21 protein-coding genes, 1 tRNA gene and 3 pseudogenes are annotated in these 26628 nt (G+C 44.5%); 16 read left to right on the forward strand and 9 right to left on the reverse strand.

Going from position 1 to position 26628, the window contains the following annotated elements:
- Positions 1–235: 235 nt before the first annotated feature.
- From GVY04_05630 to GVY04_05670, 9 genes and pseudogenes are all read left to right on the forward strand, one after another.
- Positions 236–1288, forward strand: coding sequence for a class 1 fructose-bisphosphatase (locus GVY04_05630; GenBank protein NBD15633.1), 1053 nt, complete (start codon positions 236–238; stop codon positions 1286–1288).
- A 40-nt stretch (positions 1289–1328) separates the two neighbouring features.
- Positions 1329–2483 carry a transaldolase gene (gene tal / locus GVY04_05635; protein ID NBD15634.1) on the forward strand — a complete coding sequence of 385 codons (1155 nt, stop codon included), beginning with the start codon at positions 1329–1331 and terminating at the stop codon, positions 2481–2483.
- Positions 2484–2599: 116 nt separating this feature from the next.
- Positions 2600–4129 carry a glucose-6-phosphate dehydrogenase gene (locus GVY04_05640; GenBank protein NBD15635.1) on the forward strand — a complete coding sequence of 510 codons (1530 nt, stop codon included), beginning with the start codon at positions 2600–2602 and terminating at the stop codon, positions 4127–4129.
- Positions 4130–4175: 46 nt separating this feature from the next.
- Positions 4176–5312, forward strand: a complete 1137-nt coding sequence (gene opcA / locus GVY04_05645) for a glucose-6-phosphate dehydrogenase assembly protein OpcA (protein NBD15636.1) — start codon at positions 4176–4178, stop codon at positions 5310–5312.
- A gap of 83 nt (positions 5313–5395) precedes the next feature.
- Positions 5396–5941 (forward strand): annotated as a pseudogene (locus GVY04_05650) (Uma2 family endonuclease).
- A gap of 11 nt (positions 5942–5952) precedes the next feature.
- A complete protein-coding gene (locus GVY04_05655; protein ID NBD15637.1) occupies positions 5953–7305 on the forward strand; it encodes a cobyrinate a,c-diamide synthase in 1353 nt (450 codons plus the stop codon).
- 117 nt (positions 7306–7422) lie between these two features.
- On the forward strand, positions 7423–8046 hold the full coding sequence (locus tag GVY04_05660) for a DUF1997 domain-containing protein (GenBank protein ID NBD15638.1): 624 nt from the start codon (positions 7423–7425) through the stop codon (positions 8044–8046).
- 50 nt (positions 8047–8096) lie between these two features.
- The gene (gene petG / locus GVY04_05665; GenBank protein ID NBD15639.1) at positions 8097–8198 is read left to right on the forward strand and encodes a cytochrome b6-f complex subunit PetG; all 102 of its coding nucleotides are present in this window, start codon (positions 8097–8099) and stop codon (positions 8196–8198) included.
- Between the two features lie 574 nt (positions 8199–8772).
- The gene (locus tag GVY04_05670) at positions 8773–9408 is read left to right on the forward strand and encodes a dTMP kinase (GenBank protein NBD15640.1); all 636 of its coding nucleotides are present in this window, start codon (positions 8773–8775) and stop codon (positions 9406–9408) included.
- A 60-nt stretch (positions 9409–9468) separates the two neighbouring features.
- Here the strand turns inward: GVY04_05670 and GVY04_05675 are convergent, their stop codons facing one another.
- The 5 genes from GVY04_05675 to GVY04_05695 all read right to left on the reverse strand — a co-directional run bounded on the left by GVY04_05675 (position 9469) and on the right by GVY04_05695 (position 14397).
- Positions 9469–10023 carry a DNA starvation/stationary phase protection protein gene (locus GVY04_05675; protein ID NBD15641.1) on the reverse strand — a complete coding sequence of 185 codons (555 nt, stop codon included), beginning with the start codon at positions 10021–10023 and terminating at the stop codon, positions 9469–9471.
- Positions 10024–10172: 149 nt separating this feature from the next.
- A complete protein-coding gene (locus tag GVY04_05680) occupies positions 10173–10532 on the reverse strand; it encodes a ferrous iron transport protein A (protein NBD15642.1) in 360 nt (119 codons plus the stop codon).
- 23 nt (positions 10533–10555) lie between these two features.
- Entirely contained in the window at positions 10556–10819 is a 264-nt protein-coding gene (locus tag GVY04_05685) for a hypothetical protein (GenBank protein ID NBD15643.1), read from the reverse strand.
- Between the two features lie 345 nt (positions 10820–11164).
- Positions 11165–12919 (reverse strand): arginine--tRNA ligase, encoded by a 1755-nt coding sequence (gene argS / locus GVY04_05690; GenBank protein ID NBD15644.1) that lies wholly within the window; start codon positions 12917–12919, stop codon positions 11165–11167.
- Between the two features lie 128 nt (positions 12920–13047).
- On the reverse strand, positions 13048–14397 hold the full coding sequence (locus GVY04_05695) for a trans-splicing intein-formed DNA polymerase III subunit alpha C-terminal partner DnaE-C (GenBank protein ID NBD15645.1): 1350 nt from the start codon (positions 14395–14397) through the stop codon (positions 13048–13050).
- A 174-nt stretch (positions 14398–14571) separates the two neighbouring features.
- Here GVY04_05695 and GVY04_05700 point away from each other — a divergent pair, with 174 nt between their 5' ends.
- On the forward strand, positions 14572–15681 hold the full coding sequence (locus GVY04_05700; GenBank protein ID NBD15646.1) for a metallophosphoesterase: 1110 nt from the start codon (positions 14572–14574) through the stop codon (positions 15679–15681).
- 217 nt (positions 15682–15898) lie between these two features.
- Here the strand turns inward: GVY04_05700 and GVY04_05705 are convergent.
- Both GVY04_05705 and GVY04_05710 read right to left on the reverse strand, forming a co-directional pair.
- Positions 15899–16655, reverse strand: a pseudogene (locus GVY04_05705) (nitroreductase family protein).
- Between the two features lie 59 nt (positions 16656–16714).
- A complete protein-coding gene (locus GVY04_05710; protein ID NBD15647.1) occupies positions 16715–17416 on the reverse strand; it encodes a pirin family protein in 702 nt (233 codons plus the stop codon).
- Between the two features lie 124 nt (positions 17417–17540).
- Between GVY04_05710 and GVY04_05715 the strand changes: the two genes are divergently transcribed.
- From GVY04_05715 to GVY04_05730, 4 genes and pseudogenes are all read left to right on the forward strand, one after another.
- Entirely contained in the window at positions 17541–18425 is an 885-nt protein-coding gene (locus tag GVY04_05715) for a LysR family transcriptional regulator (protein ID NBD15648.1), read from the forward strand.
- Between the two features lie 204 nt (positions 18426–18629).
- Positions 18630–19573, forward strand: a pseudogene (locus tag GVY04_05720) (IS630 family transposase).
- Positions 19574–20233: 660 nt separating this feature from the next.
- The gene (locus GVY04_05725; GenBank protein ID NBD15649.1) at positions 20234–23785 is read left to right on the forward strand and encodes a hypothetical protein; all 3552 of its coding nucleotides are present in this window, start codon (positions 20234–20236) and stop codon (positions 23783–23785) included.
- Between the two features lie 67 nt (positions 23786–23852).
- Positions 23853–23926 (forward strand) — tRNA-Pro (locus tag GVY04_05730).
- 100 nt (positions 23927–24026) lie between these two features.
- Here the strand turns inward: GVY04_05730 and queD are convergent.
- Positions 24027–24431: a 6-carboxytetrahydropterin synthase QueD gene (gene queD, locus GVY04_05735; protein NBD15650.1), complete on the reverse strand. Its 405-nt coding sequence runs from the start codon at positions 24429–24431 to the stop codon at positions 24027–24029.
- A gap of 206 nt (positions 24432–24637) precedes the next feature.
- Positions 24638–25045, reverse strand: a complete 408-nt coding sequence (locus tag GVY04_05740) for a hypothetical protein (GenBank protein ID NBD15651.1) — start codon at positions 25043–25045, stop codon at positions 24638–24640.
- 159 nt (positions 25046–25204) lie between these two features.
- On the opposite strand from GVY04_05740, the gene GVY04_05745 reads away from it, so the two are divergent.
- Together GVY04_05745 and GVY04_05750 are read left to right on the forward strand one after the other, a co-directional pair.
- On the forward strand, positions 25205–25816 hold the full coding sequence (locus tag GVY04_05745; protein NBD15652.1) for an aminodeoxychorismate/anthranilate synthase component II: 612 nt from the start codon (positions 25205–25207) through the stop codon (positions 25814–25816).
- Between the two features lie 8 nt (positions 25817–25824).
- Positions 25825–26613, forward strand: coding sequence for a Zn-dependent hydrolase (locus GVY04_05750; protein NBD15653.1), 789 nt, complete (start codon positions 25825–25827; stop codon positions 26611–26613).
- The last annotated feature ends 15 nt before the right edge of the window (positions 26614–26628 follow it).

The raw sequence follows: 26628 nt of genomic DNA on the forward strand, positions 1-26628 counted from the left end.
GCAACTTCCGCTGGTTAAGTCTAACTATTACTTCAGGTTTAACTCATGAGGGATTAATCATAGTCGTTTAAAGTTTCACTTAGAAGACAGGATCAACAGGACAAAAAACTGAAAACTAAATTTGGTCTAAAGTTAGAAGCCTGTTGGAAAATGTCTCTTTATGATTGTAAATAGGAAGTCTCCTAGAAATTACAATCCTCCATAACTGCGTCAAACGCAATCCAAGGAGAAAATTATGGTTAATCCCGCGCAATCTCCCAGTTTAGACCGAGATTGCACAACCCTATCTCGTCATGTTTTACAAGAACTCCAAAGCTTTTCCCCAGCAGCACAAGATCTAAGTGCTCTTATGAACCGTATCGCCTTGGCAGGTAAACTGATTTCACGGCGACTCAGTCATGCTGGACTGGTGGAAGGCGTCTTAGGCTTTACCGGAGAAACTAACGTCCAAGGGGAATCGGTAAAGCGCATGGATGTTTATGCTAATGATGTGTTTATCTCCGTGTTTAAGCAAAGTGGGCTAGTCTGTCGCCTCGCTTCTGAGGAAATGGATACCCCTTACTATATTCCCGAAAATTGTCCGATTGGACGCTATACCCTACTCTTTGACCCGATTGATGGTTCATCCAACATTGATACCAATCTGAGTGTGGGGTCAATTTTCTCCATCCGACAGCAAGCAGGGGAAGATCTTGATCAAAGTGCCAGTGACCTGTTACAAAACGGACATCAACAAATTGCTGCCGGTTATATCCTATATGGAGCGAGTACAAAACTCGTTTATTCCCTCGGTAATGGCGTACATTCATTCACGCTTGATCCAAGCTTGGGAGAATTTATTCTGGCTGAAGAAAAGATGCAAATCCCGGAAACAGGTGCAATCTATAGCTTGAATGAAGGAAACTTCTGGCAGTGGGAAGAACCCATCCGCGAGTATGTCCGTTATGTCCATCGTCAGCATGGCTATAGCGCTCGTTATGGAGGAGCGTTAGTCGGGGATTTTCATCGCATTCTCCAACAAGGGGGAGTCTTTCTTTATCCCGGAACCGTCAGTAAACCGGAAGGCAAGTTACGGTTATTGTATGAATCAGTTCCGCTTGCCTTTTTAGTTGAACAAGCGGGTGGCAAAGCCAGTACTGGGAGAGAGAACTTAATGGATGTTGTGCCAGAAAAACTTCATGCTCGTTCCCCTTTAATTATTGGTAGTCCGAAAGACGTGGAGTTAGTGGAATCTTTCTATCAAGAATCAGCCACCAGTCCTCAACAACCTGCAATGGCGGATGAATAGAAATGCAGTCGAGAAAACTCATAAGGAGGAATTAACAATCATGACCGCAGCAGAGCAAAATTTAATTCTGCAAATTGAAAAGCAGTATGGTCAAAGCGTCTGGATGGATAACCTCAGTCGGGATATTATCCGTTCTGGTGAATTAAAACGGTTGACCGAAGAACGGGGAATTCACGGGATTACCTCTAACCCGACGATCTTTGAAAAAGCGATCGCGGGAAACCAAATCTACGATGCTGATATCGAAGCTGGCATCAAAGAAGGAAAATCTGTACAAGCGATTTACGAATCTCTGGTATTTGAAGATATCCGAGAAGCTTGTGATATTCTGCGTCCGATTTATGATGAAACCAACGGACTCGATGGCTACATCAGCATCGAAGTGCCGCCCACAATCGCGCAAGATACCGAAACCACCCTCAGCGAAGCCCGCCGCTATTTCAACGAAATCGGTCGGGAAAACGTCATGATTAAAATTCCCGGGACACCGGAAGGGTTACCCGCCGTAGAAGCAGCCATTCGCGACGGCATTAACGTCAACATTACCCTCTTGTTCTCGGTACAAAGCTACATTGATACGGCTTGGGCGTACATTCGCGGACTGGAAAAGCGGGTAGAAGATGGCAATGACATTAGTCAAATTGCCTCGGTTGCCAGTTTCTTCCTCAGTCGGATTGATGTCAAAATTGACCAGATGATCGATGAGAAAGTCAAAGGGGAAGATGAAGAAGCAACGAAAGCGAAATTAGAGGCAATTAAAGGAAAAGTTGCCATTGCCAACGCCAAGATTGCGTATCAAGAATTCAAGAAAATCTTTAGCAGCGATCGCTGGCAAGCACTAGAAGCTAAAGGCGCGCACGTGCAACGTCTCCTCTGGGCAAGTACGGGAACAAAAAATCCCGACTACAGCGACGTCATGTATGTGGATGAATTAATCGGCAACAACACGGTTAATACCATGCCACCAGCAACCATTGAAGCCTGTTCCGATCACTGCCATCCCGGTGATCGGATCGAGACTGACATTGATGAGGCTTACCAACTCATGGAAAACCTCAAAGATCCCGACGTCAATATCGATTTAGACCAAGTCATGGCTGAATTGCTCGAAGAAGGCATCGACAAATTCGTCAAACCTTACGAATCTCTCCTTTCTTCCCTGGAAAATAAAGTGAAGCAACTGGCAGCGGTTTAGATTTCTCATTTGAAAGGGATTGAGTGACAAGGTAGAGACCTCATCCCCTCTCCTTGTCACCCCCTTTTCCCCCTAATATTTATTTCCAAAAATTCATATTAAACTTTTAGCCCAGTATGGTAGCAGTTAAAGAAAATCCCCTTCGCATTGGCTTACAACAAGAACGCATCCCTGAACCTGCCATTATGGTTATTTTTGGCGCGTCAGGAGACTTAACGCAACGGAAACTGGTTCCTGCACTGTACCAAATGAAACAAGAACATCGCCTTCCGGCGGAGTTAACCATTGTCGGTGTCGCCCGTCGCGATTGGAGTCATGACTATTTTCGGGAACAAATGCGGGAAGGGGTCGAAAACTATTCCACTGGCATTGGCAACGAAGAACTCTGGAATGACTTTGCCGAAGGGCTTTATTATTGTTCTGGCAACATGGACCAAGAAGAAAGTTACCAGAAACTGAAAGCCTTTTTAGGAGAATTAGACGGAAAACGAGGCACCAGAGGCAATCGCGTTTTTTATTTGGCGGTTTCTCCCAAATTTTTCCCCGAAGCGATTACTCAGTTAGGGAATGCGGGAATGTTACAAGATCCTAGAAAACACCGCCTCGTCATTGAGAAGCCTTTTGGTAAAGACTTAGCCTCTGCTCGTTCTCTCAACCGGACGGTACAAGAAGTTTGCTATGAAAACCAAGTTTATCGCATCGATCATTACTTGGGAAAAGAAACGGTCCAAAACTTGTTAGTGTTTCGGTTTGCTAATGCAATTTTTGAACCGCTTTGGAATCGTCAGTTTGTGGATCACGTGCAGATTACGGTTGCAGAAACCGTGGGCGTGGAAGACCGTGCCGGTTATTATGAAACCTCGGGCGCATTACGGGATATGGTGCAAAATCACCTCATGCAACTGGTTTCACTCACTGCAATGGAGCCACCAAATTCCCTTGATGCTGACAGCATTCGGACGGAAAAAACCAAGGCGTTAGAGTCATTTTATCTCGCTGATCCCCACAACTTGGATCACTGTGCCATTCGCGGACAATATAGTGCCGGTTGGATGAAAGGAAAGTCAGTGCCTGGATATCGAGAAGAACATGGCGTTGATCCCAATTCCACAACCCCCACCTTTGCTGCGTTAAAATTATACTGCGATAATTGGCGTTGGAAAGGCGTTCCCTTTTATATCCGCACCGGGAAACGGTTACCGAAGAAAATCACTGAAATTGCAATTCAGTTTCGAGAAGTGCCCTTACTGATTTTCCAGTCCGCAGCGCAACAAACAAACCCCAATGTCTTAACGATGCGGATTCAGCCCAATGAAGGGATTTCCTTGCGCTTTGAAGCCAAAATGCCCGGACCGGAACTGAGAACGCGATCCGTGGATATGGACTTTAGTTATGGCTCCTCCTTTGGCATGGCAACTGCTGATGCGTATAATCGCCTCTTATTAGATTGTATGTTAGGGGATCAAACGCTCTTTACCCGATCCGATGAAGTCGAAGCCGCTTGGCGAGTCATTAGCCCCGCTCTACACGCCTGGGATGAAGCGAGCGACCCGACCTTAGTGCCCCAATATGAAGCGGGAACCTGGCAACCCGCCGAAGCAGAAGCGTTAATGAATGCCGATGGTCGCAATTGGCGACGACTGTAACACAATCCTATTTCCGTTGTCCCTGTAATTCGAGGAAAAAATCAGTATGACACAATCTCCACCCCTCCTTTCCCTACAGCATCCCAAAGATGTTTCCCTGGAAGAAATCGAGGCTGAACTCAATCAAATCTGGCAAGCCAATCGCACAGGGGAAGATGGCGCGCTTGCGACACGGGCAACCACGTTTACCATGATCATCTATGAAGCAGAAGGTAAGCCTCAAGAAAATCAGATGGCGCAGGCAATTGCTGCAGCTAATCCCTGTCGGATCATTACCCTCTATCCGCAACCAGGAGAAGATGAAGGGGTTTCCGCACAAGTTTCCGCCTACTGTCCGATTCAAAAGCAAGGAAGTAACAGTTTAGTTTGCTGTGAATACATTAACTTGACAGGAACTCCCAAAGCTTTAGAACGAATTGGGGGCATGATTTCGGCGTTAATGTTGAGTGAACTGCCTAAATTCCTTTGGTGGAAAGCGGTTCCGGCTCCTGAATCTAACCTTTTTCAACGTCTAGCAGACAATAGTGATATTATTATTGTTGATTCGAGTAGTTTTAGTGAACCTGAAGCAGAACTTTACTGCATTGGTCAAGTTCTTGAAGAAGGCATGGTTTTTGCCGACCTGAACTGGCGACGCTTAGCCGCATGGCAAGAATTAACTGCCGAAGCGTTTGATCCGCCAGAACGACGCAGCGCCCTGACAGAAGTGGATCGGGTTACCATTGACTATGAACAAGGAAATCCTGCCCAAGCGTTAATGTTTTTAGGGTGGTTAGCCTCTCGCTTAAAGTGGGATCCCATTGCTTATGAACATGAAGGCGGCGACTATGATATTCGTCGCATCAAGTTTACCAATGATGAACAAAGGGAAGTCGAAGCTGAGTTAGCCGGGATTCCGGTTGAAGCCGGGGATATTCCTGGTGATCTCATTAGTTTACGTCTCAGTTCCACGAACTTAAAAGCTGACTGTTGTACGGTCCTTTGTTCTGAAACCACGGGCTGTATGCGGATGGAAGCCGGGGGTGGCGCTCAATCTTGCCGCATCCAGCAAGTGACTCCGCTGTTTGATCAAAAAACCGAACAACTCTTGACCAAGCAATTGCAACGGTGGGGACGCGAAGTATTGTATGAAGAAAGCATGGCTCGTACTTATGAAATGTTGAAACTACACTCTAATTCTTAACTCCAACGCAAAAATATAACTTGATTACCCCCACCTTGGGGGAATTTTCTTTAAAGTGGCATTCAATCTTAAAAGAAACGGTGATGAAACTCAAAATTAAGCCGGAACACTTTGCAACGATCGCGCTTTTAAATGAAGATAAAGCTCTGGAATTAAACGCTAACCATGAGTTAGAAGTGATGTCGCCAACAGGAGGAACAGCCGGTCGGAAAAACCGTCGTATCACCCAGCAATTAGGAATTTGGACAGATGCGCATGGCGGTGAAAGTTTTGATAGTTCAACCATTTTTATCCTGCCCAATGGCGCACGTCGCTCGCCGGATGCCTCCTGGATTACCCAAGCACGTTGGGATGCCCTCACGCCAGAAGAATAAGATGGCTTTCCGCCCCTCGCGCCCGATTTTGTGGTGGAACTGCCCTCCCCTAGTGATGATCTCAGTTGGTTGCAAGCCAAGATGGAAGAATATAGGGCGAATGGCGTTCGTCTCGGTTGGCTGATTAACCCGCAAGATCAGCAAGTTGAAATTTATCGTCAAGGCTGCGATCGCGAAATACTTGATCAGCCTCAAATAATTAATGGGGAAGATATCCTTCCTCACTTTGAACTATCCTTAGAGAACATTTTTTAAAGATATGATTTATGGCGTTAATTATTGCCGGTGAACGTAGTGGTGTCGGGAAAACAACCATTACCCTTGCTTTGCTTTCTTTTCTAGCGCGTCAACAAGAAAGAGTACAATCCTTTAAAGTGGGACCTGATTATATTGATCCCATGTTTCATACCCAAGTGACCGGACGACCCTGTCGCAATTTAGATCCGGTGTTAACTTCCCCTGACTACGTCCGACATTGCTTTTTCCGCCATTGCCAAGGGATGGACTATGGGATTATTGAAGGAGTCATGGGACTCTTCGATGGGGTCTGTTTAGCGCAACGGAATGATTATGCCTCCACTGCCCACATTGCAGAGATTTTAAACGTGCCAGTACTGTTAGTGATTGATTGCTCTCGTTTATCCGGTTCGGTGGGCGCGATCGCGCAAGGATATGCGAACTTTAACCCTCATCTCAAAATTGCTGGTGTCATTCTGAATCGGGTGGGTAGTGACCGCCATCTCGAATTGTTAAACGTGGCTTTAGACCGCATCAATATCCCCATTTTAGGGGTTTTTCGCCGTCAAGAAAAGATTGCCCTGCGCGATCGACATTTGGGCTTAATTCCCACTAGCGAAGTGGAAACGTTTCCCAAAATTCAAGAACGGTTGGCAACCCTGGCGCAAGACAGTTTCCACTGGGATCAACTCTTACCGTTGTTAGCAGCCCCTCAGACGAACATTGCGCCCCTCTGGGATAATATTCCTCCCCAATCTCCCATTAGAATCGGTATTGCGCGCGATCGCGCCTTTAATTTTTACTATCAAGATAACCTCGATCTTCTCGAACACCTCGGTGCAGAGTTAATTCCTTGGAGTCCACTGCAGGATACAACACTCCCTGATAGTTTAGATCTATTATATTTTGTCGGTGGTTTCCCCGAAGTTTTTGCAGGCGATTTATCACACAATAAAAAAGTGACTTATGATTTAAAAACAACCCTTGCTCAAGGACTGCTAACTTATGCTGAATGTGGTGGTCTGATGTATCTCTCTCAAAGCATTACCGACTTTGAAGGAGTAACCTGGGAAATGGTGGGAATGTTACCCGCAACGGTCATTATGGCTAAACGGTTAACCTTGGGGTATCGCCAAGCGACGCTTTGTTCCCCACAGTCCATCCTCCCACCCAATACCCAACTTTGGGGACATGAATTTCATCGTTCTCAGCTCAAAACCCCTTCATCTTCTCCCCTTTATCAACTTCAAGATTTATACCAAAATCAAAGTCGAGAAGGGTGGAACTTAGGGTCAATTTATGCGTCTTATCTCCATTTACACTGGGGGAATCGACCACAATTTCCCCAAAGATTAATGCAGCTTGGAAAACGGAGAATCTAGATCTTTTATAATCACAAAAAAAACGTTATCTGTTATTAATAATTGATAGGGAGAAAAACACACAATAAATAACGATAACAACTCACGAATAGCAACTTATAGACAGTTAGGTGTGTGATGGAGTCTCAATCTACTCAACAAACAAATATCGATACAACTTGCCAGCCCGATCGTCAACAGCGTCAACCCTTCTATTTCCGCAATCAATTTGAAGGGATCATGACTATGTATAGTGATGTGGAAACGGTAAAAGAATATCTCAATGCTCATCAAGGGTGGTTTGTGCGCTGTGCTCAACCCATGCAAGCAGAACCGATTGGGGAGAATAGTTATGCCTTAACAATTGGTCGGTTTGGGGCATTAGGCTTTCAAGTGGAACCAAAATTAGGCGTGGAGTTACTACCCGAAACAGAGGGCGTTTATCGCATGGAAACGGTTCCTTTGGAAACAGCGGATACGTATTATTTTTACACTGTGGATTATCAAGCAGAACTACAACTGATTGAAAGTACTTCAGCAGCCCGTTCTGATCTTTCTTTACCCGTAACAGGAGTTGAGTGGACGCTTGATTTAGGGGTCACCATTCACTTTCCCCGATTCATCTATCGTTTTTCTAAGCCAATGGTACAAAAAACTGGCGATCGCCTTTTAAAGCAAATTGTTCGCCAAGTGTCTCGTCGTCTCACTTACAAAGTTCAAGTTGATTTCCACACCCGCTATGACTTACCCCTCCCTTCCTAAGCGAAATTTGATAAGATGCTCATGATAAGATTCATTGGAACCAATGCTTTATGATTGAACCTTTACTACTCGGAATTGTCCTCGGTTTAATTTTTGTGACCTTGGCTGGATTATTTTTTGCTGCCTACATGCAGTATCGGCGCACCAGTTAGTCTAAAAGAAGGGGAGATTAGAGGTTACAGAAATCGCCGTAAAGCCCACGTGCTTTTAGCCGTGGGATATAAGGCGGGTTAGTCGAGGGGGTTCAATACCCCTGAGACTGACAAACTTCTAATCATTTCTCTAATAACATCATTTTGACTCCTCTCTGTCAACTCACAGTATTTGGACAAATGATTGTATTCTCGTTCAGATGGTCTAATTGTTAATGTCTTTTTGGTCATGATGAAGTCAGACTGACTACTGTATGCTATCATAGCAGACATGAAGACACTTAAGTTCAAGCTCTACCAACACAAACGAAATCGCTATCTCAAGCGAAAAATCAATTAGGACGAAGTCCGCGCGAAGCATCCCACGTGCTTTTAGCCGTGGGAGTGGATCAAGATTGCAACTGCTACTCTAGAGCCATTTTTTGACGAGACAATCCAACCTGATTTTCTACCTGGGAAAAGCCTTTACATCGGAGATACCTAATCTCTCAGCCAAGTGTTTCTCGATCAAGCCGAAGAGGGAGAGGAAAAGTATGGTATAACTCCCTCAGAGATTTTGCAGCTTATCATCAATATGAAAGGTCAGTTTATTGTTTTTGAAGGGATCGAGGGCGGAGGAAAAACGAGCCAAATTGAAAAAATCCGAGAGTGGCTCCTTGCGGGAGGGTTAGGAAAATCCCTAGCAGTGATACAAACACGGGAACCAGGTGGAACAGCATTAGGTCAGAAGCTGCGATCGCTGCTCCTTAATGACCACGATTGGCATATTGATTACCGTAGTGAGTTATTATTATATGCCGCAGACCGGGCGCAACATGTCAATCAATTTTTGAAACCGCATTTGGAAGCGGGAACGATTATTCTCTGTGATCGTTTTATTGATTCCACCACCGCTTATCAAGGGTATGGGCGAGGCTTAGATTTAGACTTAATTCAACAACTCAATACCATTGCTGCTGACGGTTTGGAAAGTGACTTAACCTTGTGGTTGGATGTCGAGGTGGAAACGGGCTTGGCACGAGTTCAACAGCGAGGAAAACGCGATCGCGTTGAACAAGCCGATATTACCTTTCACCAGCGAGTGAGACAAGGCTATAAGGCGCTCGCTGAACAATTTCCACAACGGATTGTTCCCATCAATGCAAATCAATCGCCGCAACAGGTGCAGACGGCGATTCAAACGGTTCTTCTTAACCATTTCAGCTCTTGAAAAAAAAAGAAGGACGAACTAACTGGCAATTCGCCCCGGCTTAGAAGCAATTAGTCGGTATTAGTTGCTGCCATTGCCGACAAAAGCAAGGGTTAGGCTATCTTGGGCTAAGAAATGATCCAAGTGATAAGCTCTTTCTTCGGTTTCTAGTAAGATTTGCTCATATAAGTAGCGGGTTGCGCGATCGCCGAGGCTTTCTGCTTGTGCTGCTTGCTGACGTACCAGTTGAATTAAAGCTTGTTCGGCACTGAGGTCATGTTCGACCATGGTACGAACCGCATACATTCCATCTGCTTCTGGTTCAAAGCGACACAGTTCCGCTAACTTGCTGAAACTAGCAACAGGAACGCCACCAATGCCATTTAAGCGTTCGGCTAGATCATGCACATGACCTTGCACTTCCCCATAAGATTCTTGGAAAAACTGGTGTAAGGAATAGAATTCAGCGCCCTCAACCACAAAATGATGCTTTTGATATTGGATATAAAGAGCTTGGAAACTGGCAATGGCAATGTTTAATCCTTCACAAACGGGTTCTGTAACGTTTTTTTCTAATAAAACCGGATTGTCTTTTACCTCTCCAAATGCTTGGAGTAAACCTTGTGCAGTAGCCATGGGAATTCCACCTCAGTAATTTTTTTGTTGGTTTTACCGAATATTAGCAAAAAAAAGTACTTATTGACAAATAAGAATTATCCTGTTTTTTTATAATTGAGATTAATTACTATCAGTTAAATTATGACTAATAAATAAACAATTAATAGTTAATTAGTAAAGTAAAAAGGTCGGACATAAATTTGTTGCGCGATCGCGCTAGCCAGTGTGACTTGTTGACCAATCACTTGTACCCGTACAGCACCTCGTTTAGTAGTTCCTAAAACCAGCAAGTAAGTTCCCACGGCAACCCCAGGAATGGGAAAATTAAACTGATTTGGAAGAGCAGCAATTTGAACCCAATTGCCTTCCGTTACTTCGACCAGGGAAAAACTATTGGCAGGAGGAGGGGTTTTCGGTTGATTCAATTGACCGCCTAAATAGCTAAAATGCCAAGGTTTCTGTCGCCGCTGATCGTTTTTTTCATCATGATGATCATGGTGAGCTTGTGAAAAAAAATTAAACGACATTACTATTAATAACTAAACTACAGTTAATTCTTTGGGTAAACTGGCAGATGCCAACATTGATCGAGATAGTGACATAGGGTATCGCGGGAGGCAGAGACGCGCCACATGACATGCCAAAACTGCCAAACTTTTAGTGGGGTTGCCAATTCGACTTCCAAAGGGTGATTGCAACGGCAGTAACAGGGAATATTCAACTCCAACAACCGTTGATATACTTGCCAACGTTCGGTACATTTGCAAGAAATTTGCGTCCTTATTGCTGATGATTCAGAAGAATTATGACTCATAACTTTCAATAAACAAGAAAAATTTGCAATTAGCAACAAAATTTAAGATCACGACTCCCGTCCTCTCGGCTAGCACGAAAACCAAGCTGAGTACCAGGAACTTTGATTGTAGTTGCTAGTTTAGCCTTAAAGATAATAGTTTGCAACTATAATTTTAATTTTTTTCATTATCATCGAACTCAGTCCGACACGGTTCAGATCGTGAAGGAAGATTAAACTCGATGTCTCTTCCTCTGAAAGAGCTTAACGCTTGCCAGATAGATGTTGATTTTGCCAGCAGAGGCAGAGTGCCAAGAGTAATGAAGAAGAGTTGCAATAATTCCGACGATCTGAAACCGAGAAACACTACATCCGTTCTAAAACTTCAATGCCGAGTAATGATAATCCAAGTTTGAGGGTACGGGCCGTTAAATCAGCTAACATCAAGCGAGAACTACGTTTCGGTTCTTCGGCTTGTAAGATCCGACAGCGGTCATAAAATTGGTTGAATTTTTGCGAAAGTTCAAAAAGATATTGACACAGGCGGTTCGGCAATAAATCTTTTTCCACTTCTTTGAGAATATCACTCAGTTGGAGGATATGCTTCGCCAAAACCAGTTCACTCTCATCTTCTAGAGAAAGGTTTTCATTAGTGAGAGTCGTAAAGTCAATATTGCCTTTGCGACTGATTCCTTGTACCCGAACATACGCATAGAGGAGGTAAGGGGCGGTATTGCCTTGTAAGGCAAGCATTTTGTCGTAGCTGAAGACATAGTTACTAGTGCGGTTCCGACTGAGATCCGCATATTTAACCGCGCTGATCCCAACAACACGGGCGGTTTTTTCAATAAAGGCTTCACTTTCGCTGCGTCCTTCTTCGGCAAAGCGTTTTTCTAAATCTTGGCGCGATCGCGCGATCGCTTCATCTAATAAATCTCGCAGGCGAACCGTTTCCCCGGAACGGGTTTTCAGTTTCTTCCCATCTTCTCCCTGTACTAACCCAAAGGGAACATGCACTAACTCCACCGCTTCGGGTACCCAACCCGCCCGTTTTGCCACTTGAAAAACTTGCGCAAAATGATTCGACTGTCCGGCATCTGTGACATAAATAATCCGTTGTGCCCCATCTTCGCGAATACGATAGCGAATCGCAGCTAAATCCGTTGTCGCATAGTTATAGCCGCCATCCGTTTTCTGCACAATTAGAGGTAAGCGTTCCCCAGATTTATTACTAAAGCCTTCGAGAAACACACATTTTGCCCCTTGGTCTTCTTCTACTAAGCCACTTGCCTCCAATTCTTTGACCACATCCGATAAAAAAGGATTATAGAAAGACTCACCGCGTTCGGTTAAGTCCACTCCCAATAAGTCATAGATAACCTGAAATTCCCGTCGCGATTGTTCACAGAGTAATTGCCAAGCTTGAACACTGGTTTTGTCTCCCCGTTGCAGTTTCACCACTTCTTCCCGCGCCGTTTTTTGGAACGCTTCATCCTCATCGAAGCGTTTTTTGGCTTCCCGATAGAGAGAGACTAAATCCCCGATTGCAAGGGCATCCGCTTTCGTTAACGCCTCAGGATAGGCTTCTCGTAAGTAGGCAATTAACATCCCAAATTGAGTTCCCCAGTCACCGACATGGTTGAGGCGTAAAACATCGTGACCGCGAAACTCCAAAATGCGGGCAATACAATCCCCAATAATCGTAGAACGCAAGTGTCCCACGTGCATTTCTTTAGCAATGTTGGGACTGGAAAAGTCTACAATTACCCGTTGTGGGGTTTCTGCTTTTTCTGCACCCAATTGGCTGTCTTGGGCGATGGTTTGGAGAAGAGTTTGTAAAGCGGTCGGTTTCAGCCTTAAATTAATAAAACCCGGTCCCGCAATTTCAGGGGGATCACATAAGGCAGAAACATCCAGATGATCGATAATTTGCTGGGCAGTCTCTCTCGGCTTTTGTTTTAATTGTTTCCCCAGAGATAGGGCAACATTCGATTGATAATCGCCAAACTCGGGTTTTGCCGCCGGTACCACTAAAGGATCGGTGTCTGCATACTCATTTCCAAAGGCGCTAACAAGGGCGTGGGAAAACGATTGTCGCAGTTGCTCAAGTAAAGAATACATAATAACAGTTCATTTTATCGGGTTTTTGATCAGTGAATTGAGGAGTGATCAAATAACTAATGACTAATAACTAATGACCAATGACTAATAACTAATCCCCCTCCAATTGCCCTCATGATTCTACTACATCAGGCGGTGACAACCAGCGAGTTAGCTTCCGCTTGAAAGCCTTGGGCTTTTAATTGCTGAGAAACCAGACTGGCATCTTTGACCCAATATTGTTGCCCAAACCGAACCAGTTGCTGTTGATTGCCCACTTTAATTCTGCCAATGACGGGCACTTTCGCTTCATTCTTTTTGCCAGCAAATTGTTTTAAGGTTTGCTGTAATTTTTCTTGGTGAGCGCGATCGCGCGCTTGGTCTAAACTAAAATCAACCATGACCATTTTCACTTGTTCGATGGGTTCAGCATCTTCAATAATCATCTGTAAACGATCATCTTTTTGGTCAATTTTTCCCCACACGATCAACCGCGCATCTTCTTCTAAATAGGCACTCACTCGTTCGTAAGAACTCGGGAAAATTACCCCTTCCATTTGTCCGGATATATCTTCCATTTGTACAAATGCCATCGGATCATTGTTCCGGGTCATAATTTTCTTCACTTCAGTGAGTAAAATAATGGCACTGACCGGCTTTTTCTTGGGAAGATTGTCTTTATCCCCTAACATCACTGCCGACAGCATGGCACTCGCGGGTTTTGTTGCCTTTAAGGGATGATCGGAGACATAAAAGCCTAATAAATCTTTTTCGTGTTTCAGCTTATCGGTGGCACTAAAATCTTCTACCGGTGAGGCAGTAGGGACATCTTTATAGTTTGGCTGATCATTATTATTGTCTTTGCCGCTATTCAAGGAATCAAAGAGGTTGGTTTGTCCACTGGCTTGATCTTTTGCGCGACTTTGCGCCCAACTTAAAACCGGTTCTAAATCATGTAAAAGTTGATTGCGATTTGAGTTGATGGTGTCAAACGCGCCACAATAAATTAATGCTTCTAAAGCGCGGCGGTTCACCGTATGGAGGTCAACTCGGGCACACAAGTCCGCTAAGGAGGTAAACTGACCCCCTGCTTGGTCTCTTGCGTTTAAGATATTTTCAATTGCCCCTTGTCCTAGGTTTCTGACCGCCGATAAACCAAAGAGAATATTATCATGATCGGGGGTAAAATCAATTTGTGAACGATTAATATCTGGCGGTTCCACCTCAATATTCATCCGCCGACAGGTATCAATATATTTCTCGACTTTGTCGGTATTGTTGCTGCTGGCTGTGAGGAGGGCAGCCATATATTCGACTGGGTAGTTTGCTTTCAGATAAGCGGTTTGATAGGTAACATAAGCGTAAGCCGTAGAGTGCGATTTGTTAAAACAATTGGACGCCACACAGCCATTAGCTAAGAGAAAATTATGATCTTTCTCCACGCCAAGATCATAAACGTTTTGTGTTCCTAGCGATTGACGATTGATAATTTTAACCATAGTAATTTGTTCTTAATTTAAATTTCTCAATTGTTTTTTTTCAGGATACAACTTGCACCAAGCACTGTGAATCTTTGCTCGCCAAACAGAGTGGAACGCTGGCGAGACTTGCGCAGAAGTAAAGTCTCAGTTTGAGATAGACTGACATATAGTGCGTTAAAGACAATTAATATAATGAGTTTTAACTTTCGCTTCGGAATTGTGAGTGATCTCCATATTGCCGTCGAAGAAACCATTTTCTACCACCCGAAACGATTCCATTTGGTTGAAGTTAGCATTCCCAGTTTCAAACAAGTCATTGAGCACTTCAAAACCTTGGATCTTGACGTTCTCTTACTTCCGGGAGATTTAACCCAAGATGGTGAACCCGCAAATCATCAGTGGCTATCAGACTATTTGCAGACGCTTCCCTTCCCTGTTTATGTCATTCCGGGCAATCATGATATTCCCACTGTCTCCGGTGAGAACCCTGGTAAAAATCCTGCTATTCCCTATGAAAAATTCCCTGATTATTACTCCCATTGTGGTTATGAAAACACGGAAAAACTATATTATACTACTGAGTTACATCCTGGCGTGCAACTCGTTGCACTGAACTCTAATATTTTTGATGAACATGGCCAGCAACTCGGTTGTTTGGATGAAGAACAATTACAGTGGCTGGAACGCTTATTGCCAACCTTGCAAGATCAATTAGTGTTGGTCATGGTTCACCATAATGTCATTGAACATTTTCCTGGACAAGCGGATCATACCCTTTCTAGTCGGTATATGCTAGATAATGCACCGCGTTTAAAAGAATTGCTTAATGCCTATGGGGTACGCTTCATATTTACGGGTCATCTTCATATTCAAGACATTGCCAAAGAAGGAAATTTGTACGAGATTACAACTGGTTCTTTAGTCAGTTATCCTCATCCTTATCGCATCGTTGAAGTTAAGGGTGAATCCCAAAGCAAAATGCACATTGATATTCAATCCCATTGGGTAACAAAAGTTCCAGGTTGGAACGATTTACTCCATTTTTCTAGAGAGTGGATGGGAGATCGCGCCGATCCATTTATGATGAAATTACTGACCCAAGCTCCCTTAAATCTTTCTGCAGAAGAAGCAAAAAAATTCGTTCCTGATTTGCGATATTTTTGGGCGGATATTGCTCAGGGAGATGCCGCCTTTTCTTTCCCTCATTTTCCACCGCAAGTCAGAGCATTTTTTGAAAAATTTAGTGAACAGGAAAAACTAAACGTTCATCAGATTAGCGATAACCATACTCGATTACACTAATCAACAACCTCAGTAACAAGCTGAATGAGCTGATTGGAAGTAGCTTGCTTATCTAAGCAGAACCGAAATGGCAAGAGTTTTGCCAACTTGCCAATCAGCCCCAATCTGAATTTGAATTGGGTGCAGTCGATAGGGGAAAGCAGCAGTTTGAAGCCATGCTCAGACACCTGCACAGTCCGAGCAATTCCCACGGTGAAATGCGCTTGACAATATTATTTTAGGTTAGGCTTTCTCCAAAGCGTTCCCCATAACACACTCGTTCCAAATTAAAGCGTCCGCCATACTTTTTAATCGGTTCATCGGCATAACCCAGGGGCAATAAGCAACACACATCAACCTCGGTTGGAATATTAAACGCTGCTTTGACTTGGGCGGTATCAAACCCTTCCATCGGACAAGAATCGACACCAAAGGCTTTGGCAACAATCATCAAGTGAGCTACAGCTAACATGGTGTGACGATTGGTCCATGCTTCGATCGATTCAAAACACGGTTGATATTCAAATAGCTGAGGAATCGCCCCACGCATAAAATCGGCATACTTTTCATTCACTCCTCCCGCTTCGATACCCAGTTGGATGACTTCTTCGATATACTCGGTTTGATTAACCGCGCGATCGCCGCAACAGATAAGGACAACGGGGGCTTGCGCAACTTGAGCTTGATTAAAAGCACAAGATTGCAATCGCTCTTTGTTTGCTTGGTCTTTGACAAGAATAAACCGCCAAGGTTGTAAATTATAGTCATTCCAATTGATTTCCGTACAGCAGAGTTAAAGGCATGTTCTGTATTTGCCCCTCATTGATTGTATGGTTCTTACTTGGAATCACTATATAACCCGAAGGAGACTGTAAGCCCAACTCGAAAATTGCTTTGAGAATGTCATCGGGAATGGGGTCAGGACGAAAAGCACGGACAGCACGGCGAGTTTGAATCGCTTCGGTTAGACTAAGCTGGGGTTGATTGTCACTCATGATGAAAAACTCCTAATATCTGTTTACGGTTGGGAGACTCATTGGAATGGCTGAGGGGATCAGCCCAAATCAAATAGTAAGATTTCTGTATTGTCGCTCGTGGCAATCAGTTCAATGTCTGTTTCTTGGGTAATACCAGCACCATCACCGGCTTGCAAGGTTTGACCGTTAACTTCCACTGACCCTCTCGCAATTTGAATCCAGATTGAACGATTATTGTTCGTAGGATGGTTAACGCGATTCCCCTCATTCAAAACGGCAACATAAAGATAGGCATCCTGATGAATCTTGACGGAATTATCTCTACCATCCGGAGAAGCCACCAGTTTTAAATTGCCTTGTTTCTGAGACAGAGGAAAGTGTTTTTGTTCATAACTGGGTTCAATGCCCACTTGATCGGGAATAATCCAAATTTGGAGCAAATGAACCGGTTCTGTATCAGAGGCATTAAACTCGCTATGCGCAATTCCTGTCCCGGCAGACATCCGCTGCACATCTCCGGGGCGAATTACAGAACCATTGCCAATACTGTCTTTATGTTCTAATGCTCCTTCTAAAACGTAGGAGATAATTTCCATATCTCTGTGGCTGTGAGTGGCAAACCCTTGATCGGGTTGTACTCGGTCTTCATTAATTACTCGGAGATTACCAAATCCCATCTGTTCGGGGTCGTAATATCGACCGAAGGAAAACGTATGTTTACTGTCAAGCCAGCCAAAATTGGCTGTTCCTCTTGCCTCAGTCGGGCGAACTGCAATCATGATTTTGACCTCCTCGTTTTCAGAGTCATTCAGTTGTTAATTATTATTATGATTTGTTTTCTATAAAATGACAATATGATATTATATAGACATATTGTCTTTATTTAGTTGACAATTAGGGTTGATGGATAAATTTGAAAGTATGCGTGCCTTTACGCAAGTCGTCCAAGAGGGAGGCTTTGCTGCTGCAGCGAGGAAAATGGACTTATCGCGTTCCGCAGTGAACAAACTGGTTCTCAATTTAGAAGATCACTTAGGAGTGCAACTCCTGTATCGCACCACGCGCCAAGTTACCCCAACAGATACCGGTCGCGCTTTTTACGAACGCTGTCTTGATCTTCTCGGTAGTGTCGAAGAAGCCGAGTTAGCCGTTTCTCAGCAAAGTCAGCAACCCATTGGTAATCTTAAAGTCAATGCTCCTATGTCTTTTGGGATGTCTTTTCTCGGCAAACACATTGCTGAGTTTATGACTCGCTATCCAGCGATTAAAATTCAGTTGACTCTAGAAGACCGTTTAATTGACCCGATTGATGAAGGGTATGACTTAGTAATCCGAATTGGTCAACCGCCTAAATCTCCCAGTTTAGTCACGCATCCGATTACAATTATTCCTCGCGTGATTTGTGCGGCTCCCAGTTACTTAGAACAACATGGCATTCCTCAAACGCCTCAAGACTTAAAAAACCATTCTTGTTTACACTATGGCTATTTAACTACAGGCTCTCAATGGCAATTTAAGAATCAAGAAAAAGAGAAAAAAGTTGCGATTGATGGTGTTTTTTGTTCCAATAATGGAGAAGTTTTAAGAGATGTTGCTGTGAAAGGGTTAGGGATTGTTTTTCTGCCCCAGTTTATTGTTAAACAGGAGTTACACCGTGGCGATTTAGAGATGATTTTACCCAATTATCAATTACCAGAATTAAAATTATGTGTGATCTATCCTGTTAATCGTCATCTCACAAGTAAAGTTCAGTTATTTACTCAATTTCTTCAAGAATCTTTTGCTTGAAGGGTTTCCAGTTTCAGTAGATCAAAAACCTTGGGAAGAAAGGCGCGATCACGCTCTTCAATTCGTTACCCAAGATCATTGAGCCAGCCCAGTGGGACATGTCGTAAGTAAATCGAATTATCTATTTAAGTAGCTAGGGCTTGAAAAACGCAACTAGATGAAGTTTAATAAAGGAATCTAGTTCAATACACCAAAGATCTGCTTATGGGGGCACGCTTACGGGTTTTTCTCAATGCCGAAGAAAATCGCACCTTATTTGAGCTTCGCACTGCCAAAACGGTTCCTCAGCGAGCCAAAGATCGCTCCGCAGTGATTCGTTTAAGCCATCAAGGGATGTACGTCGAGAAAATAGCATCTTTCTTCAACTGGAATGTCCGAACGGTCCGTGAAACCATTCATCGATGGCAACAGCAGGGATTAGGAGGGCTATGGGATGCTCCTGGCCCGGGCGCTCAAAAACGCTGGCACTCTTGTGATTTGGAAGCGCTCGAATTTTGCCTGCGGCAAGAGCAACGCACTTATAACAGCCAACAACTTGCCCAAAAATTGAAAAATGAACGCAATGTTGAGTTGAGTCCCGATCACCTCAGACGAGTCCTCAAAAAAAGGGGGTAATTTGGAAACGTACTCGTCACAGTCACCGAGGCCAACAAGATCCAGTGGAAAAAGCGGTCAAACTTTCTGAACTGGAAATGTTGCAATGCTCAGCAGCAATCGGGGAAATTGATCTGTTTTACTTGGATGAATCAGGCTTTTCTCTATGGATGCCCACCTCATACAGCTATTTCTTTTCCGGGGAACAGAAACGACTTGAACCAACCAAGTACAAAGGAAGGCGACTCAGTATCTTGGGACTGATTCAACCTTTGCGGAACTTGATCTATGGATTGGCTGTGGGCAGCTTCAATGCAGATGCCTAGATCATGATGATGGATGAGCAAGCAGGCTCGTCAAGCCCAAGAAGAGTTTGAGCAAACCGGTCGGTTCAGGGTAATTGTTCAAGACAATGGTCCAGTTCATACCAGCAAAAAAGTCAAAGCCAAATGGAAGGAGTGGGAATCTTTGGGACTCTACATTTTCTTTTTACCCAAATACTGTTCAGAGCTCAATCCTATTGAAACCGAATGGCATCAACTCAAAACCCATGAACTAAGGGGTCAAATGGGCAGAAGATGAGCTAGAGCTGGCTTATGCCGTTATTGATGGAATTCAAGCTAGGGCTGAGTCAAGAGGAGATCAGGTAGAAAGATTCAGATTTCCTTCCAATTTAGTTCCTTCATCATCTGTTACATAACTCAGTTTTTCTACCCTTGCCTACTTAGTTAATGATTTAAAAAACTCTATTTGGAGGATAAAGAATTTCTAAACTTTAAATAATTTCCCAACCTGTTGGTTGTCTGAGCGCATTCTTAATCATACTCTAATTCAGCAACGCCAGATTTTGAATATCGACAATCGGAGTTGGGCACAGAACTTAATTACAGCTAGTTTTTTGCATCAGACTCAGTTCTGTTTTGATCAGAATAGCCTCTGCTTTCTCAAAGGTCGATATAGAAATTTTAGGGAGATGGAATGAGGCGAAACTTAACTTTTCTACAACTGAATAATTGAGTTTAAACTAAAGTCATCTTGGACATCGGTTTGCTTTCCCTTCCTTTGCTTTAAGAATTAGCGGTTTGGAAAACTGAAACGCCTAACGAACAATCCATCGCAAGCAAAAAACGAGCAATGGCAAGTCCATAACTTTTCTGCATCGACAAGCCTTGTCATAACGTTTTATAACACAAACAGTTATTCTTGTTAGAGCCGTGCAAAAGCTGATCACAGATTACGAATATCAAGTGGGGGGTCGCCTTCCCGTTGATGCCCCGACCTACGTTGTCCGTCAGGCGGATGCAGAACTGTATCAGGCACTCAAGGCTGGCGAGTTTTGCTATGTCCTCAATTGTCGCCAAATGGGAAAATCAAGCTTGCGCGTGCAAGTCACCCAGCAGTTACAAGCCGAAGGCATTGCTTGTGCAACCGTCGATCTCTCCGGGATTGGCACCCATAATATTACGCCTGAACAGTGGTATGCCGATATTATTATGCGGTTAGTGCGCAGTTTTAGACTTTCACCTGGGTTTAATGTCCGGCAATGGTTAGCCCAAAGAAGTGACTTGTCAGCAGTCTCTCGCTTGGGAGAGTTTCTACAAGAAGTGTTGCCAGAATTGGTAACTCAACCGCTAGTCATTTTCTTTGATGAAATTGATAGTATCCTCAGTTTAGGATTCAATACCGATGACTTTTTTGCCCTGATTCGTTCCTGTCATGAATGTCAGCAGCTAACGTTTGCCTTACTCGGGGTTGCGACGCCATCGGATTTAATTGTGGATAAAGGGCGAACGCCCTTTAATATTGGTCGCGCCATTGAACTGACTGGCTTTAGTTTAGAAGAAGTGCAACCCTTAGAGCAAGGCTTCCTGCATACTACAGCCCAGCCGGAGGTTATTTTACAAGAAATTATTTATTGGACGGGGGGACAACCGTTTTTAACGCAGAAACTCTGTCGTTTAGTGGCGCAGGCGTTAACAACTCATAATCAGGAACAAGAAACGGATAGTAATGAATTAATTTGGATCCAACCCCAAACCTTAATCAATTGCGTTGCGAGTGTTGTACAAGAGCAAATTTTGGAGAACTGGGCATCTCAAGACGAACCCCCTCATTTAAGAACCATACGCGATCGCGTTCTCCGCAGTGAACAACGCGCCAGTCGTCTCCTCGGACTCTATTTCCAAATTTTACAAGGGGCAAGAATCCCTGCTGACGATTCTCCGGAAGTGATTGAACTCCTTCTTTCGGGATTAGTGGTGAAAAAACAGGGTTACTTACAGGTTTATAATCCCATTTACCAAGCCGTCTTTAACCAAGCCTGGGTGGAAAAGCAACTGAACCGCTTACGCCCTTATGCGCATTTACTCAATGCCTGGATTGCCTCAAATTATCAAGATGACAATGCGCTTCTCCGTGGACAAGCCCTGCAGCAAGCCCAAAGCTGGGCACAAGGGAAAGTCTTAAGCAATCAAGACTATCGCTTTCTGGCAGCCAGTGAAGCCTTAGAGAAACGAGAAGTCGAAAACCAACTCCTGGCTTCTGAACAAGCCAATGAGGTTCTCAGTACCGCACAACAACGGGCAAAACAAACCATTCAACGGGGCTTAATTGGACTCTCCCTGGTTTCTGTCATTGCCGTCAGTTTATTAGGCGTTTCGGGATGGCAAACCTGGCGTACAGCGCAACAAAAACGGCAAGTTGCCCTCGGTGAAATCAAAACCCTGACCCTGGCTTCGGAAACGGCGTTTGAATCGCAACAAATTTTAGAAGCCCTCCTCGAAAGCCTCAAAGCCGGATTTAAGCTATATGAGTTAGGCTGGGAAGATGCGAATCCCGAAATTAAAGCTCGTTTAGAAAAAGCCCTGCGCCAGTCTTTGTATTGGGGACGAGAACGGAATCGTTTACTGGGTCATCGCGATACGGTCACTCGCGTCAAATTTAGTCCCGATGGTCAAACCCTCGTCAGTGCCAGTTGGGATAAAACCATTAAAATTTGGCAACGGGATGGCACGTTATTGCACACCCTAATGGGTCATGATGATGCCATTTGGAGTGTTAATTATAGTCCCGATGGTCAGTATTTAGTCAGTGCCAGTCGAGATAAAACGGTTAAAGTGTGGCGCGTGGCAAATGGGAAAGAAGTCCTCACGCTAGTAGGGCATGAGGATTGGGTGGCTTGCGTCTCATTTAGCCCGGATGGTCAAACCATTGCCTCAATGGGTTGGGATGGCACGCTGAAGCTGTGGAATCGGGAGGGAGAAGCACTCAATTCCTTTAATACCCATGAAGCGGGTGTGGTTGCCATTAGCTTTAGTCGGGATGGAGAGAAACTGCTGAGTGCTAGCCATGATGGGACAGCCAAACTTTGGGACTTACAAGGAAACTTGCTACAGACTTTTACTGGACATGACAGTTGGGTCATGTATGCCACGTTTAGTCCGGATGGGGAAAGGGTGGCGACAGCCAGTCGAGATGGCACAGCCAAACTCTGGGATTTAGCAGGCAATGAATTAAAGACCCTACGAGGGCATCAAGATACCGTCACGGGTGTAGTTTTCAGTCCCAGCAGCGATCGCGTTGCCACAACCAGTTGGGATCGCACCATTCGTCTCTGGAACCGCCAAGGGGAAGAATTACAAGTTTTACGGGGTCATACCAATGCGGTAACGGCTGTTCACTTTAGTCCGGATCGTCAGATTTTGGCATCTGGGGGAGAAAATACCACGGTTAGGCTATGGAATTTAGTCGGTGCGGATCTACACGCCAAAGTGATGGATCGGGCGAGGCATTGGAACGTGACTGAGGATGAACCGGTTGGAGACATTACCTTCAGTCCCGATGGTCAACTCATTGGTACCACAGGACGTTATATGACCGCGCAATTGTGGAATCAACAAGGAGAACAACAGGTGACCTTCCAAGGTCATGGGGATACGGTAAGAAGCCTTGAATTTAGTCCCGATGGTCAGCAAGTGCTTACGGCAAGTCGCGATAAGACCGTAAAACTCTGGAATTTAACCGGAGATCGCTTAGCCACCTTCGACGGACACGAAGCAGATGTGAAAATGGCAACCTTCAGTCCTGATGGTCAATTCATTGCCAGTGCCAGTTGGGACACAACGGCAAAAATTTGGAATATAGCAGGGGAAGAATTAGTCACGTTGCGCGGACACCGTTCCGGGTTAAGGAGTGTCCGTTTCAACCCCAGCAGCGATCGCGTTTTGACAGCCAGTGAAGATGGGACTGCGAAAATCTGGACGCTACAGGGTCAAGCCCTGATCACCTTACAAGGACATGAAGCAGGGATTTTAGATGCAGATTGGAGTCCGGAGGGTGATTTAATTGCGACGGCGAGTAAAGATGGGACAATCAAACTTTGGGATCGCAACGGTCAAGAACGTCTCACTTTACGAGGACATGATGCTGCCGTCAATGCAGTGATTTTCAGTCGGGATGGTCAAACCATTGCCACGGCTAGCGAAGATATGACGATCAAATTGTGGCGTCGAGAGGGTGAATTACTGCAAACCCTGGGCGGCATGGATGCCGGAGTGAAAAGCCTCAGTTTTAGTCCCGATAGTCAGGTTTTAAGTTCTTCTGATACCGCAGGGAATGTTGTGTTGTGGGATTTAAACTTTGATTTAACCCCAGAAAAACTCTTAAAAGAAGGGTGTATTTGTCTGCAAGATTATCTAAAAACCAGTACTGAGGTTAGTGCAACGGATCGACAACTCTGCGATCGCATTGATGAAATGAGGTTTTGAACAATTCTCTGTCTCGCTGCTCTTGCAATTGCTCAGAAAGTAAGTTATATTTAGAGACCGTGAACTTCGGGGCGTAGCGCAGCTTGGTAGCGCACCACTTTGGGGTAGTGGGGGTCGTGGGTTCAAATCCCGCCGCTCCGATTCTTAATAAAAAAATGGGTGGCATCAGGTTAAATCGAACCCCAAATCATTATGAAATTCATACCATTTCCCCTCTTTAAAGCAAAAAGGGGGTTTTTTATTAATTCTGGTCATTTCCTTCACTTGCCGGCGATTTCATGTATCGACAGCCAGAGGTGCAAGTTTCTTGAATTTCTACCGCATATAAATTAGGCAGCCCTGCTGCTTCTAATTGCTCAAAAATCCACTTCGCAATTTCTTCACTGGTGGGATTGAGCAAACCCGTTGTTTCATTTAAAAAATAATGATCTAAGTAATTATCGAGTAAAGGCTGGATATACTTTTTAATATCGCCATAGTCCATCAACATCCCTTGTTTGGGACCGTCTTGGATCAGATGTTGCCCTTTAACATAGATTTTACCTACCCAGCTATGTCCATGAAGACGGCGACATTTGCCATCATGATGAAACAGCTGATGGGCAGCTTCAAAAGAGAACTCTTTGTAAATAATCCACTGATCCATCCTTGATTGATTGTTCTCATCCTTCACAGTTTTCAGTATAGTGAATTCATAGTGAATTCAGTGGCAAGCAGTGTGTCTGTCCAGAAACTCGACATTTCACCTGTTGATGGCTTTTTAGGGGGAGTGGGGGATCAATCAAAACTGACAGACTAGTAGCAGGCAGTATCAAGCGCGATCGCGATCTCTAAGCTTAATCTTAGTCAAACCTAACTCTGTTCTGACTCACTGGGAAGGTATAAAAGCGCTGATTGGGACGTCTCATCGAAATCGACCCAAATCTGAATCGGTAATGCTTCTGCTTCGACCCCTTCATGGGGAATGGAAAGTCCAACAAAACGTTCCCCATCTTCGGCTTGACGTCCCATCAGTTGCAAAGAGGTTTCTTGGATTTCCCATAATTGGAGAGGACGAGTAAAGTCCCAATTTTTCATCAAGCGCTGTTGATTCGGTCGTTTGATAAAATTCCTTAATTCCTCCATCCCGTCTTCTGGAGATAAGAATAAGTAGGGCTGGGCTGCAACAATTAAGCTAATGAGTTCCTCAAGTTGTTCATCATTTTCTTTCAATTGCAAAACGCCTTGAGTGCCTTCGACTTTAATTTCTGGTAATTCCATTACTGGTTTCTTCTGTCACTAGTGCTGATCGTACCACGGTGCCCAATGGAAGTTATTCTCCCTGTTCTCCCTGTGCTAGGTTTGCCTGCTTAAAACCCACCCGATTGAGTGTGAAGGAACGTTAAAATTTAATAACGAGCCTTATCTTCAGATGCACCCATGATCCTGGTTATTGATAACTACGATAGTTTTACTTACAATCTTGTTCAGTATTTAGGAGAACTCGGCAGAGACGTTCCTGTTGCCAAAGAGATCCAAGTTTATCGCAATGACGAAATTGACCTCAGCGCGATCGCGCAACTCAATCCTACTGGGATTGTCATTTCCCCTGGACCCGGACGACCGGATGACGCTGGCATTTCTCTCGAATTAATCCGCCAATTTGCGCCTACCATTCCTATTCTTGGGGTTTGTCTCGGTCATCAGTGTATTGGACAAGTGTATGGCGGAACTGTCACCAATGCGGGAGAGTTGATGCACGGCAAAACTTCTCCCATTTATCACACTGGAAAAGGGGTCTTTGCGGAACTGGAGAATCCTTTTACCGCAACCCGCTACCACAGTTTAGTTATTGCTCAAGATTCGCTGCCTGAAGTCTTAGAACTCACGGCTTGGGTCGAAGATGGCACAATTATGGGCGTGCGTCACCGGGACTACCCGCATTTACAGGGCGTGCAATTCCACCCCGAAAGCATTTTAACGGAAGCCGGAAAGCAACTCTTGCAGAATTTCCTGGTATCCTTAACTGAGCCCAGTGTTAAGGTAGCTTAGGTGTGATGATGAAGCGAAGACAAGTCATTCAATATATTGGTTTAGGCGCATTAGCAACTGTGGGGACTATGGTTCTGTCTCCACAGAGTTACCAAGCCCAAACCTCTCCTCAAGTCCAGATTCAATGGTTAGGACATACAGCCTTTTTGTTTAGTAATAACGATCTTCGGGTTTTAGTGAATCCCTTCAAACCCATTGGTTGCACCGCCGGTTATGCCGCACCAGAAGTCAATGCGGATTTAGTGATGATTAGTAGCCAGCTATTTGACGAAGGAGGGGGAGTTGCTAACTTACCCAATAATCCACGAGTCCTCTTTGAACCGGGGATATATGAGTTTCAAGGCAAACAAGTGCAAGGGATTAGTATGCCTCATGACCGCGAAGGCGGACGCCGCTTTGGCACGAATATTGCTTGGTTATGGGAACAAGGAGGATTGAAAATTCTTCACCTTGGTGGCGCCGCAGCCCCACTAGAATTTGACCAGAAAGTCCTGATTGGGAGGCCAGATGTGGTCATACTTCCAGTGGGGGGAGGACCCAAAGCTTATACCCCTGAACTCGCCAAACAAGCCATTGAAACCTTACAGCCGAAACTGGTGATTCCCAGTCATTATCGCACTGCTGCTGCTGATGAGGATGCCTGTGATTTAGTGGGAATTGAAGAATTTACCCAATTACTGGAACCGGGTTCTGTTGAAACGCTAAATAGTAATCAAATGACTTTAACGCCAAATTCTTTACCGGAACAAATGCAAGTGAAGATTATGAGTAGTGATGGATTAATTGTTCAAGGTTAGTCATTGGTCATTAGT

The sequence above is a fragment of the Cyanobacteria bacterium GSL.Bin1 genome, from assembly GCA_009909085.1.
Taxonomy (GTDB): Bacteria; Cyanobacteriota; Cyanobacteriia; order Cyanobacteriales; family Rubidibacteraceae; genus Halothece.